Annotated in this window: 11 protein-coding genes; 9 read left to right on the forward strand and 2 right to left on the reverse strand. The window is 70.5% G+C overall.

What is annotated here, in order from left to right:
- Positions 1-4: 4 nt before the first annotated feature.
- The 9 genes from uxaC to pknB all read left to right on the forward strand — a co-directional run bounded on the left by uxaC (position 5) and on the right by pknB (position 11,422).
- On the forward strand, positions 5-1,426 hold the full coding sequence (uxaC, locus tag ACZK5N_RS01210; protein WP_459018022.1) for a glucuronate isomerase: 1,422 nt from the start codon (positions 5-7) through the stop codon (positions 1,424-1,426).
- On the forward strand, positions 1,423-2,847 hold the full coding sequence (locus ACZK5N_RS01215) for a mannitol dehydrogenase family protein (protein ID WP_463624562.1): 1,425 nt from the start codon (positions 1,423-1,425) through the stop codon (positions 2,845-2,847). The genes uxaC and ACZK5N_RS01215 overlap by 4 nt, the downstream gene beginning before the upstream one ends.
- A gap of 38 nt (positions 2,848-2,885) precedes the next feature.
- Complete coding sequence (meaB, locus tag ACZK5N_RS01220; protein WP_463624563.1) at positions 2,886-3,917, forward strand: methylmalonyl Co-A mutase-associated GTPase MeaB; 1,032 nt, start codon at positions 2,886-2,888, stop codon at positions 3,915-3,917.
- Positions 3,918-4,028: 111 nt separating this feature from the next.
- Positions 4,029-4,733 carry an FHA domain-containing protein gene (locus ACZK5N_RS01225; RefSeq protein ID WP_459018028.1) on the forward strand — a complete coding sequence of 235 codons (705 nt, stop codon included), beginning with the start codon at positions 4,029-4,031 and terminating at the stop codon, positions 4,731-4,733.
- A complete protein-coding gene (locus ACZK5N_RS01230) occupies positions 4,734-5,195 on the forward strand; it encodes an FHA domain-containing protein FhaB/FipA (protein WP_459018030.1) in 462 nt (153 codons plus the stop codon).
- Positions 5,195-6,649, forward strand: coding sequence for a PP2C family protein-serine/threonine phosphatase (locus ACZK5N_RS01235; protein ID WP_463624564.1), 1,455 nt, complete (start codon positions 5,195-5,197; stop codon positions 6,647-6,649). Before ACZK5N_RS01230 ends, ACZK5N_RS01235 begins: the two co-directional genes overlap by 1 nt.
- Positions 6,649-8,043: an FtsW/RodA/SpoVE family cell cycle protein gene (locus ACZK5N_RS01240; protein WP_459018034.1), complete on the forward strand. Its 1,395-nt coding sequence runs from the start codon at positions 6,649-6,651 to the stop codon at positions 8,041-8,043. Before ACZK5N_RS01235 ends, ACZK5N_RS01240 begins: the two co-directional genes overlap by 1 nt.
- A complete protein-coding gene (locus tag ACZK5N_RS01245) occupies positions 8,040-9,467 on the forward strand; it encodes a peptidoglycan D,D-transpeptidase FtsI family protein (RefSeq protein WP_463624565.1) in 1,428 nt (475 codons plus the stop codon). The genes ACZK5N_RS01240 and ACZK5N_RS01245 overlap by 4 nt, the downstream gene beginning before the upstream one ends.
- 68 nt (positions 9,468-9,535) lie before the next feature.
- Positions 9,536-11,422 carry a Stk1 family PASTA domain-containing Ser/Thr kinase gene (gene pknB, locus ACZK5N_RS01250; RefSeq protein WP_463624566.1) on the forward strand — a complete coding sequence of 629 codons (1,887 nt, stop codon included), beginning with the start codon at positions 9,536-9,538 and terminating at the stop codon, positions 11,420-11,422.
- 24 nt (positions 11,423-11,446) lie between these two features.
- Here the strand turns inward: pknB and ACZK5N_RS01255 are convergent, their stop codons facing one another.
- Complete coding sequence (locus ACZK5N_RS01255) at positions 11,447-12,085, reverse strand: aminodeoxychorismate/anthranilate synthase component II (protein WP_459018039.1); 639 nt, start codon at positions 12,083-12,085, stop codon at positions 11,447-11,449.
- A gap of 50 nt (positions 12,086-12,135) precedes the next feature.
- Positions 12,136-12,915: a DUF881 domain-containing protein gene (locus ACZK5N_RS01260; RefSeq protein WP_463624567.1), complete on the reverse strand. Its 780-nt coding sequence runs from the start codon at positions 12,913-12,915 to the stop codon at positions 12,136-12,138.
- Between the last annotated feature and the right edge of the window lie 53 nt (positions 12,916-12,968).

Genomic DNA, 12,968 nt, shown 5'->3' on the forward strand with positions numbered 1-12,968 from the left:
ACCGATGTCCCCCACCGCACTCAACCCCCACCCGGACCGGCTCCTGCCGGCTGATCCGGGAACCCGGGCGATCGCACGCGAGCTGTACGCGCAGGTGGCCGACCTGCCCATCATCTCCCCCCACGGCCACGTGCCGGCGGAGTGGCTGGCCGACGACGAGCCCTTCAGCGACCCGACCACTCTCCTGCTCACCCCGGACCACTACACCAACCGGATGCTGCACAGCGCAGCCGGCGTGGACCTGGCCGACCTGGGCGTCCCCGTCGGCACACCCCTCTCCGAGTCGCAGGCCCGGGCTGCCTTCCGCAAGCTGTGCGAGAACTGGACCGTCCTGCGCGGCACCCCCGTGCAGTTCTGGTTCGAGTCCGAGTTCCACGACGTGTTCGGCGTCACCGTGCGGCCGTCGGCGGAGACGGCCGATCAGATCTACGACCAGATCGCCGACAGCCTGACCCGCGACGAGTTCCGCCCGCGCGCCCTCTACCAGCGCTTCAACATCGAGGCGATGGCCACCACCGACGACCCGTGTTCGGACCTGTCCGCCCACGCGAAGCTCGCGGCCGATCCCACCTGGACCGGCCGGGTGGTGCCCACCTTCCGGCCCGACGCCTACCTCGAGTCCGCCCGGCCCGGCTGGCGAGCCCTGACGGCCGACCTCGCCCGGGTGACGGACGTCGACATCGCCGACTACGCCTCGCACGTCGAGGCGATGCGCGTGCGCCGCCAGTTCTTCAAGGACAACGGCGCCGTGTCCACCGACCACTCCCACGCTGATGCCGGCACCGCGCGACTCACCGACGCGCGCGCCGAGACCCTGTTCCAGCAGGCCCTGTCCGGCACCATCGCCCCCGCCGACGCGGACGCGCTGCGTCGCCACATGATCAATGACCAGGCGCGCCTCGCGTGCGACGACGGCCTGGTGATGACCCTGCACCCCGGGGTGCACCGCAACCACGACACCGCCACGCAGGCCCGCTTCGGCGCCGACGTGGGCGGCGACGTGCCCTACGGCCTCGAGTTCACCCGCGCCCTGCAGCCGATGCTGGACGCCTACGGAAACGCCGACGGCTTCCACCTGGTGGTCTTCACCATGGACGAGACGGTCTACTCCCGCGAGCTCGCGCCGCTGGCCGGGTGGTACCGCGGAATGTACGTCGGGGCGCCATGGTGGTTCATCGACGAGGCCGACGCCATCATGCGCTACCGGCGCAGCGTCACCGGCTACGCCGGCTTCACCAAGACGTCGGGCTTCATCGACGACACCCGCGCCTACTGCTCCATCCCAGCACGCCACGACGTGGCCCGCCGCGTCGACTCCGCCTTCCTCGCCACCCTCGTCGCCGAGCACCGGCTCGCCATGGACGAGGCCGTCGAGACGGCCATCGACCTCGTATCCACCCAGCCCAGGAAAGTGTTCAAGCTGTGACCACCACCACGCCCCTCACCCGCGCCGGCTTCGGCCGCCCCGCCGCCCCCGTCCGCATGGTCCACCTGGGCCTCGGCAACTTCACCCGCGCCCATCAGGCCTGGTACACCGAGCACGCCTCGGACGCCGACCAGTGGGGCATCGCGGCGTTCACCGGCCGTCGCCCCGTCATGTCCGACCTGCTGACCCCCCAGGACGGTCTCTACACCCTCATCACCAAGGGCGCCCACGGCGATACCTTCGAGGTGATCTCGTCGATCTCCCGCGTGCACCCGGCCTCGGACTTCGCGGCGCTGATCGGCTACTTCGCGTCGCCGGACCTCGCCGTCGTCACCTCGACAGTCACGGAGGCGGGCTACCACCGGATCGCCGACGGGCACCTCGACGCCGACGACCCGGCGGTCGCGGCCGACCTCGCGACCCTGCGGGACCTGGTGGCCGGCGGCGACGTGAGCCCGGACCGGATCGCCCAGGCCACGGTGTCGACCGTGCCGGCGCGCATCCTGGCCGGGCTGCTCGCCCGCCGGGCCGCCGGCTCCGGCGCGATGACGATCCTCCCCTGCGACAACATCCCGGACAACGGCACGGCCTTCGCCACCGTCGTCACGGAGGCCGCAGCCCTGGTCGACCCCACGCTGGTGGGATGGATGACCGACAACGTGGCGTGGGCCACCTCGATGGTGGACCGCATCACCCCGGCCACCACCCCAGAGGAACTGGCGGCCGTCTCCGCGACGCAGGGCTACGTCGACGCGTCGCCCGTGCCCACGGAGCCGTTCAGCGAGTGGGTGATCAGCGGGCAGTTCCCGGCCGGCCGGCCGGACTGGGAGTCCGCTGGAGCCCAGATCGTCGAGCACGTGGAACCGTACGAGCAGCGCAAGTTGTGGATGCTCAACGGGTCGCACTCGCTGCTGGCCTACGCCGGGCCCATCCTCGGCGTGGAGACCGTCTCGGAGGCCATCGCGCACCCGACGCTGCGCGCGTGGGTCGAGCAGTGGTGGGCCGAGGCCGGCCAGGGTCTGAGCGTCCCGTGGGAGGCGTACGCCCAGGCGCTGCTGGAGCGCTACGAGAACCCCAACATCCGGCACCTGCTCGCGCAGATCGCCAGCGACGGCTCCCTCAAGCTCCCGGTGCGCATCGTGCCCACCGTGGCCGCCTTCCGGGCCCGCGGCGAGATGCCTGCGGCGGCCGTGCGCGCAGTGGCCGCCTGGCTACTGCACCTCCGTGGGCACGGGGCGCCGGTGCGCGACGCCGCCGGGGAGCGCCTGACCGGTCTCGTGGGTGAGGATCTGGTGGCCGACGCGGCTCGCGTCGTGGCCTTCCTCGAGCCCGAACTCGCCGGCGACCAGCCGCTCCACCTCGCCGTCGCGGTGGCAGCGGAGGAGATCCTGGAACTGGAGGGAAACGCCAACCAGGGCTGACGGCCCCACCGCTACCGGCGACGGTAGGGTCTTGAGCCATGCGGAAGGTGACACCCGAGGAGCTGGCGGACCGGATCGTGGCGGGGTCGCGTGGGCACATCGCCCGCGCGATCACGCTCGTGGAGTCCACCCACCCCGCGCACCGGGACCAGGCGCACCGGCTGCTGCAACGGATCGCGCCACTGACCGGCAACGCGTTCAGGGTGGGCATCTCCGGCGTCCCCGGGGCAGGCAAGTCCACCTTCGTCGACGCCATGGGCGTCAAGCTGATCGACGAGCGGCACCACAAGGTGGCCGTGCTCGCCGTGGACCCGTCGTCGTCGCGCACCGGCGGCTCCATCCTCGGCGACCGCACCCGCATGGCGGAGCTGGCCGCCCGTGAGGACGCCTTCATCCGGCCCTCGCCGTCGGGCGGGCACCTCGGCGGAGTGGCGCGCGCCACCCGCGAATCGATGCTGGTACTGGAGGCCGCCGGCTACAACGTCATCCTCGTGGAGACCGTGGGCGTGGGCCAGTCCGAGGTGGCCGTCGCGGGGATGGTGGACACCTTCCTCATGCTGCAGGTGGCCCGCACCGGCGATCAGCTGCAGGGCATCAAGCGCGGCATCCTGGAGCTGGCGGACGTGATCGCCATCACGAAGGCCGACGGCGACAACGAGCAGGCCGCCAGGGTCGCGGCCCGGGAGCTCAGCATCGCCATGAAACTGATCACCAGCGACACCAAGAAGCGACGCGCGCCGGTGCTGACCTGCTCGTCGTACACGGGCACCGGCCTGGACGAGCTGTGGAACACCGTGGAGAAGCACCGCGCGGACCTGGAGGCCGAGGGGTCGCTGGCCGCCCGGCGCCTGGACCAGCAGCGCGACTGGCTGTGGAACATGGTCCAGGACGAACTGCTCGAGACCCTGCGGACGTCGCCGGAGATCCGGGCGGTCGCCCACGACGTCGAGGCGCAGCTCGCCGACGAGTCCCTGTCCGCGCTGGAGGGCTCCCAGGTGATCCTGCGCGCGTTCGCCGGCGCCGTGCGCACCTTCGCCTGGGCGCACGACGCGCATCGACGCGCCGTCTAGGGTTCAAGGGCCTGTCACGGGGCTGTCTCGCGCCGGCATCGGCGCGGCAGTTATGCTGGCCCGGTACCTTTGCCTGTGGGGAGGCGCCGTCTGAGCACCGAGAGGAGGCGTATGGGAGTCTTCGACAAGGCCGAGAAGCGGATCGAGTCCGCCGTCGGCAAGGTCTTCGCCCGGGCCTTCAAGGGCTTCGTCCACCCCGTCGAACTCGTCGCGGGCATCCAGCGCGAACTCGACGCCGAGGCCAAGCTCCTCAGCCGCGACAAGCGCCTTGTGCCCAACGCGTTCACCATCGGGCTCTCGCGTGCGGACTACGACAGGCTCGTGCCGTACTCCAAGACGCTCAACGCCGAGATCATGCCCGGGATCCGGGATCATGCGGCGGACCGGCACTACGTGTTCAACGGCCCGGTCACCATCGACTACACGCTCGATGAGGCACTCCCCACCGGCCAGTTCACCGTGGCCAGCCACGCCACCACCACCGACGGCACGGGGCACTCATCCTCCCCCGACGCGGGCGGGCGGCTGGTCGTGGAGGTCAACGGCGTGCGCCACCCGCTGGTGGCCCCCGGCCTGCTGATCGGGCGCGGCGCGGAGGCTGACCTCCGGCTCAACGATCCAGGCGTCTCCCGGCGCCACGCCATGATCACGGTCTCGGGCGATCCCGACCATCCGGTGGTCACCGTCGAGGACCTCGGCTCCACCAACGGTGTGCTGGTCAACGGGAGCCGCGTCACCAAGACCAGGGTTGGCGAGGGGGCCAGGATCGAGGTCGGCAACACCAGGATGCTGATCCACGCACCGACGGGATCGTAGGTGTCAGACCTCATCGTCGCGGCGATCAAGATCGTCTTCCTGGCCATGCTCTGGCTCTTCATCCTCTTCGTCGCCAACGTGGTGCGCACGGACATGTTCGGTCGCCGCGTGCCCGTGTCCTCGCTCACCGCCATCCCGGCGGACCGGGGTCGCGGCAGGAACAGATCCAAGCTGCCCACCCGCTTCGCCATCACGGCCGGCCCCCAACAGGGCACCTCGGTGCCCGTCGAACCCACCATCAACCTGGGCCGCGCGGCAGATTCCACGCTGCTGCTGGACGACGACTACGCCTCGGCCCGGCACGCCCAGCTGGTCCAGAAGGACGCCACCACCTGGGTGATCACGGACCTGCAGTCCACCAACGGCACCTACGTCAACGGCAAGCTCGTCACCGAGCCCACCAGGGTCACCGTCGGCGATGTCGTGCGCATCGGCAAGACCCTCATGCGGTTCGAGATCTGATGGCGTTCTCGCTGCGCTTCGCCGCCCACTCCGAGGTGGGGCGCGTCCGCAAGAACAACCAGGACTCCGGCTACGCCTCCCCCACGATGCTCCTGGTCACCGACGGCATGGGCGGTGCGGCCGCCGGAGACCTCGCCTCCGCCGTCGCGGCGCTGGAAGCGGCCCGCTCGGATCATCGCGCCGCCGACGGCGAGGAAATGCTGGAGCGCGTGGCCGGCATGATCGCCAGGGCGAACACGAAGCTGAGCGAGTTGATCGAGGAGGACCTCGAGCTGGACGGCATGGGCACCACCTTCTGCGGCGCCATGTTCAACGGGGAGCAGTTCGGCCTCGCCCACATCGGCGACTCCCGCGGCTACCTGCTGCGCGACGGCACCCTCACGCAGATCACGCACGACCACTCCTGGGTCCAGTCCCTCCTCGACGAGGGGAAGATCACCGCGGCGCAGGCCGCCACGCATCCGCACCGCTCGCTGATCCTCAAGGTGCTCAACGGGCAGGTGGAGTTCGAGCCGGACCTCGACCTGCTGGACGCCCGGCTGGGCGACCGGATCATGTTCTGCTCAGACGGCCTCAGCGGCCTCGTCGACGACGCCACCCTGCTGCAGATCATCCGGCGGGAGGACCCCGTGACCGCCATCGCGTCCCTGGCCGAGCGGGCCAACGCCAACGGCGGTCACGACAACATCACCATCGTCATGGCAGACGTCGTGGAGCACGACGACGCCCTGGACGCCCGCGCCGGTGTGCTCGTCGGCGCCGCGACGGAGCTGGACGTGCCGCGCACCGGCGAACTGGCCCTCCGCAAGGATCCGGGCAACAGGGACCCGCGCTGGCCGCAGTCGGCCAAGGATGTGGTCGTCGAACACGACGCCTCGGAGGTGGCGCGCTACGCGCCGCACGAACCCAGGCGACGATGGCCCGGCGCCACCGCCATGATCCTGGCCATCGCCCTGGTGCTGGGCGGCGGCACCTGGGCGGTGTATGCCTACTCCCAGACGCGCTACTTCGTGGCCGCCGACGACGGGTTCGTGGCCATCTACAACGGGCTCCCCGGATCGCTGCTGGGCGCGGACCTCAACACGCTGACCCAGCGCACCGACATCCGCGTGACCGACCTGCCGCCGTTCTACCAACGGGTGGTGGACTCCACCATCCAGGTGGACGGCATCGCCGCCGCCGAGAGCACCACCGAGCAGCTGCGCGGGCTTGCCGAACGCTGCGTCGAGGTCCGGCGCGAGCGCCAGCAGCCCACTCCTCAGCTGTCGCCGTCGCCCAGCGCGAGCGTCAGCCCGAGCCCGGCCCAGACCATCCCCGGGCTGCCCACCACGACGCTGTCCGCCGCCCCGAGCGGGCCGTCCAGCCAGTCGGCCGTCCCGAGCTTCCTGCTGCCCACGGAGATCGTCACCGCGACCCCGACGGCCAGCGAAGAGGCAGACCCAGAGGCCTGCTGATGACGGCGACGGTGCAGCCGGCGGTCTCCGATGAGGTCATCGTCTACAAGAAGCGGCGGACGGTCGAGCTGTTCCTGCTGCTCTTCGCGCAGTCGTTCGGTCTCGCTGGCTGGGTGATCACCAGTCTGAACCTGTACGGGGAACTGCCGCAGGGCCTGGTCCCGGTCGCCCTGACCTGGTACGGCATGGGCCTGGCCACGCACCTCGTCGTGCGGTTCCGGCTCCCCTACGCGGACCCGGTCATCCTGCCGTCGGTCTTCCTGCTCAACGGGCTCGGGCTGGCCATGATCGCCCGGATCGACCAGATCCCGGAGCCGGTCAACGACGACGCCGCCACGCAACTGCTGTGGACTGGGTTGGGTCTGGCGCTGTTCACCGTCGTCGCGTTCGGGCTGCGGGACCACCGCCGGCTCCAGCGCTACCCGTACCTGCTGTTCATCTCCGGGCTCGTCCTGCTCCTGCTCCCGCTGCTGCCTGTCATCGGCGTGTCCTCGGGCGGAGCCCAGATCTGGATCCGCGTGTTCGGGCTGTCGTTCCAGCCGGCCGAGGTGGCGAAGATCCTGCTGGCCGTCGCGTTCGCCGCCTACCTCTACGAGAAGCGCGAGGTGCTGGCCCTGGCCGGCCGGCGGTTCATGGGCATCGACCTGCCCCGCGCCCGGGACCTCGGGCCCATCGCGGTCATGTGGGTGCTGTGCCTGGTGGTGATGGTCTACCAGAACGACCTGGGCACCTCCATGCTGTTCTTCGGGCTGTTCACGGTGATGATCTACGTGGCGACGGAGCGGCCGGCCTGGCCGATCCTGGCCGGGATCTCGTTCATCGGGGCGGCCCTGGCCGCCTACCGGTTCACCGGGCACGTCCCGCGGCGGGTCAACGCCTGGCTGGACCCGTTCAGCGACTACGACCGCAACCTGCAGATCATCAGCGCCCAGTTCGGCTACGCGTGGGGCGGGCTGTTCGGCCGCGGCTGGGGCCTCGGGCGCCCCGGCCTCACGCCGCTGGCCAAGAGCGACATGATCGCGGCGGCCCTCGGTGAGGAGATCGGGGTGATGGGCGTGATGGGCATCGTGCTGGTCTACGCGCTGCTGGTGGCGCGCGGCTTCAAGACGGCCGTCACCTCGCCCGACGGGTTCGGCAAGCTGCTCGCCACGGGCCTCAGCTTCGCCTTCGCCCTGCAGGTGTTCGCCATCATCGGCGGCGTCTCCCGGCTTCTCCCCCTCACGGGGCTGACGACACCGTTCATGTCCCAGGGCGGGTCCAGCCTGATCGCCAACTGGATCATCGTGGCCATCCTCATGGTGATCTCACACCGCAGCCGCATGCCCCAGGCCGCGACCGCCGCGCCCCGCGAGGTGGGCGCCCTCGACGACGCCACGACGGTGATCAGCCGATGAACGGCCCCATCCGCAAGGTCACCGTGTTCGTGGCGCTCATGATGGCCGCGCTGCTGCTCAACTTCACCGCCATCTCGGTGGTCCAGTCGGAGGACCTCAACGCGGACTCGCGCAACCGTCGGGTCCGCGACGCCGAGTTCTCGCGACCCCGCGGAGCCATCCTGGTGGGCAACGAGCCCATCGCGGTCTCGGTGCAGCGCCCCGGCCGCTTCCCGTACGTGCGTACCTACCCCGCCGGCGAACTCTGGTCCTCGGTGACCGGCTGGTACTCCTACGACTACGCCCGCTCCGGCCTCGAGAGCTCCTACAACGAGGACCTGGCGGGCACCTCCTCCGAGCAGTCGTTCGGCCGCCTCGTGGACCTCGTCGCCGGCAAGCGGTCGCAGGGGGCCAACGTGTCCACCACGCTCAACCCCCGCGCCCAGGCGGCCGCCGTCCGTGCGCTGGGTGATCAGCGGGGCGCCGCCGTCGCCATGAACTACGAGACCGGTGAGATCCTCGCGCTGGTCTCCACGCCCACCTACGATCCCAACCGCCTGGCGACGGTGGATCTGGAGGCCGAGCGGGAGGCGTGGACCGAGCTGCTTGACTCCCCGACGGAGCCGCTCAAGAACCGCGCCACCCGCGAGGTGTACCCGCCCGGATCAACGTTCAAGCTCGTCACGGGCGCCGCCGCGCTGGAGGACGGGATGGTGCCCAGCAGCGAACTCGACGCCCCCGCGTCACTGCCGCTGCCCAACTCGAGCCGCTCCATGGGCAACTCGACCAACTGCGGCGGAACGACGGTGACGCTGGAGGAGGCGCTGAAGACCTCCTGCAACACCGCCTTCGGCTCCTTGGCCCTCAGCCTGGGCGACGACAAGCTGCGCGCCATGGCGGAGGCGTTCGGCTTCAACCAGGAGCAGACCTCGGACATCACGGTGGCCACCTCGCGCTTCCCCGCCGAGATCGACGCGGCCCAGACTGCGCTGTCGGCCATCGGGCAGTACGACGTGGCCGCCTCCCCGCTGCAGATGCTGCAGGTGGTCGCGGCGATCGCCAACGACGGCGTGATGATGGCCCCCTACATGGTGAGCACCGTGACCAACCAGGATCTGACGGTCCTGGACTCGCGCGGCCCCGAGGTGGCCGGGCGGCCCCTCAGCAGTTCTTCCGCCGAGTTGTTGCAACAGATGATGGTGGCCACGGTCGAGGACGGCACGGGCCGGCCCGCGCGCATCGACGGCGTAGTCGTGGGCGGCAAGACCGGCACCGCCCAGACTGCCCCGGACCGCCCGCCCTACGCCTGGTTCGTGGGCTATGCGGAGGACCCGACGGTGGCCGTCGTCGCCTTCGTCGAGGACGCCGACGTGGCCCGCGACGACATCTCCGGCGGCAGGGTGGCCGCCCCCATCTTCACGGCGGTCCTGGAGGCCCTGCGATGAACTTCTCAGACATCTCTCAGGTCCATGACGCAGTATGGTGCCTGACTATCCGGAAGGATCGGTAAGTGATGACAGAGCGAGGAGCGCTGCTCGGCGGCCGCTACGAACTCGACCAGGTGATCGGTCGAGGCGGCATGGCCGAGGTGTGGCGCGCCCGGGATCTGCGCCTGGAGCGCGACGTGGCGGTCAAACGTCTGCGCGTGGATCTCGCCAGCGACCCCACCTTCCAGGCCCGGTTCCGCCGCGAGGCGCAGTCGGCCGCCGGGCTCAACCACCCCAACATCGTGGCGGTCTACGACACCGGCGAGGAACGCGACGCCTCCTCTGACATCTCGGTGCCGTTCATCGTGATGGAGCTGGTGGAGGGCGTGACGCTGCGGGAGGTGCTGCGCGACGGCCGCAAGATCGTGCCCGAGCGTGCGCTGGAGTTCACCGCGGGCGTCCTGGACGCGCTGGCGTACTCGCACCGCGCCGGCATCATCCACCGCGACATCAAGCCCGCCAACGTGATGCTCACCCCCAACGGCACGGTCAAGGTGATGGACTTCGGCATCGCCCGCGCCGTCGCGGACACCTCCGCCACCATGACCCAGACCGCTGCCGTGATCGGCACCGCGCAGTACCTCTCCCCCGAGCAGGCGCGTGGCGAGAAGGTGGACAACCGCTCGGACATCTACTCCGTGGGCTGCCTGCTCTACGAGCTGCTCACCTCCCAGCCCCTGTTCAAGGGCGATTCGCCTGTCAGCGTCGCGTATCAGCACGTCCGGGAGATCCCGGTGCCGCCGTCGCACGTGGACCCCGAGGTGACCGCGCCCATGGACGCCATCGTGCTCAAGTCGTTGGAGAAGGACCCCCGGGACCGCTACCAGGACGCCTCGGAGATGCGCGAGGACATCCTCCGCTCACTCAACGGGCAGCCGGTCCTGGCGTCGCTGCCCACGGAGAACCCCACGCAGGTCATCCCCAGCGACCCGATGACCACCACCGCGAGGCGTGGCCTCGCGCCGGTGCCTGCCGCGGCACCGTCGCCGGCCCTCTCGCCAGTCAGGGTGGATGAGGTCAGGGACACCGACCGCCGCTCCAACCGTGGCGTCATCGCGTTGGCCATCATCGCCGGCCTCATTCTCATCGCCATGGGAGTGGCTCTCTGGAGCCTGCTCAACCCGCCCGAGCCCGTCGTGGAGACCGTGGCGGTACCGACGGTGGTGGGCCAGACGCAACTCGCCGCCGAAAACCTGCTGACAGACAAGAACCTCGTGCCGAACGTGACGTTCGAGGCCGGAACCGACGAGAACAAGGGCTTGGTCCTGGACTCGGATCCGGACTCCGGCGAGCTGGTCGAGCCCGGCTCCACGGTGACGCTGGTGGTTTCGAGCGGCCCGGATGTGAGAACGGTGCCCGACGATCTGACCGGCATCCCCGTCGCCGAGGCGCGACGGCTGCTCGAGACCGCGGGGCTGACCAACGTCACCGAGGAGGACGCGGACCCGGCCACCGAACCCATAGACGCTGTCGCCGGCAACGTGGTGTCGGTCAACCCCGCCTCCGGGGCCACCGTGGCTCCGGACAGGGAGATCGTGCTGCAGGTGGCCACCGGGACGTCGGTGGTGCCGAGGCTCACGGACCGCACGCTGTCCGCCGCGCGTGACGAGGCGGAGGCCGCAGGGTTCACCATCGAGGCTGAAGAGGTGGAGACCGACGAGGTCTCCCCCGGACTTGTGTTCGATCAGAACGAACCCGCCGGTGCTGTCCTCGAGCGCTCGACGGTGATCAAGGTCAAGGTGGCGGTGGCCCCGCCGGAGCCCGAACCCCCGGTCGTCACGGTCACCGCGACGCCGTCGGAGACCCCGACGCCGGACCCCACTCCGTCGGAGACCCCGACGCCGGACCCCACTCCGTCGGAGACGCCCAGCACCGAGCCGGACCCGAGCGTCTCTCCGTCGACGACACCCTGAGCCCTCGGCCGCCCGGAGGGGCGGTCAGCCGAGGGTGGTGGTGACCAGGGGCGACAGGTCGACGGCCCGGGCCGGGGCGTCGGTGTCCCCGCACTCGGCCAGCCAGTTGGCGAGCATCTGGTAGCCACCCTCGGTGAGGACGGACTCGGGGTGGAACTGCACCGCCTCCACCGGGAGGCTGCGGTGCCGCACCGCCATGATGACGCCCGTCTCGGTGCGGGCGGTCACCTCGAGCACGTCCGGCACGGTGTCCTCGACGATGGCCAGGGAGTGGTAGCGCGTGGTGGTCACGGGCGAGGGCAGGCCCCGGAACACGCCCTTGCCCTCGTGGAACACCGGGGAGGTCTTGCCGTGCAGGAGCTCCGGGGCCCGGTCCACGACGCCGCCGTAGGCCACCGCCATCGCCTGCAGCCCCAGGCACACGCCGAACAGCGGCTTCACGCCGCCGAGCGTCCGCACCACCTCGACGCAGACACCTGCCTCCTCGGGCGTGCCGGGACCCGGCGACAGCAGGACACCGTCGAAGCGGTCGTGCCAGCCCGCCTCGGCGAACCGCGGGTCGTCGTTGCGCCACACCTCCACCTCGGCGCCGATCTGCGCCAGGTAGGACACGATGTTGTAGACGAACGAGTCGTAGTTGTCGATCACGAGGATGGCTGCCACGCGGCCATTGTGCCACCGCGGGGCGGGAACCCCGGTCCGTCCCCGGTGGCTCAGCGCGATACCCGGGCCAGGCGGACGCCCGTAGACCCGCTGAACGCCGGGAACTCCAGCCCCTGGGGTCGTTCCACCGCGTACCCGAGGCCGTAGGCGGCCACGTACTGACGGTAGATCTGCACCGCCGGCGAGTCGTCGAGGCCGGCCAGGAGACGCTCCTGATCCCCGATCGCCTCGATCACGTAGGGCGGCGCATAGGGGATGCCGTGGAGGACGACGGTGTTGCCCACGCACTTGATGCCGGTGGTGGCCACCACACGCTGACCCTGGATGGTCATGGCTTCGGCGCCACCGGCCCACAGTGCGTTGACCACCGCCTGGATGTCCTGCTGGTGGACCACGAGGGCGTCGTCGTCCACCCCGGCGGGTTTGACGTCTGCGGGGGCGTCGGTGAGCGTCACCCGGAGCCCAGGCCCGACCACCGCCACCATGCTCGCCGCCAGTTCCGCGCGGGCCACCTCATCCGCCAGCACATCGGTGCCGGCTGCCTCGGGTACCAGGGACTCCACCTCGGCGCGGATCCGGTCCGCCTCCTCGCGCAGCTCAGAGTTGCGGCGGCCCTGGGACACAATGAGGTCCCGCATGTCCGCCGTGCGGTCCGAGCGGAGATCGGTGCCCCGCGCCGCGAGCGCGGCCACCGTCATCATGAACCCCGCCAGGAGGCACACGAGCACCGTGGTGACGCGTCCGCGGCCCGACCGGGGCCGTTCCTGGTTCTTTCCCATGTTGGCGCGCACACGCGGGATCCGTTCTGTGATCGCGCGCCACATGGTCATGTGCCCACGGTACCCGCCGATGTGGGGGAATCTGCGGCTCTGACCTAGGCTGG

The sequence above is a fragment of the Tessaracoccus pujii genome (assembly GCF_055326215.1).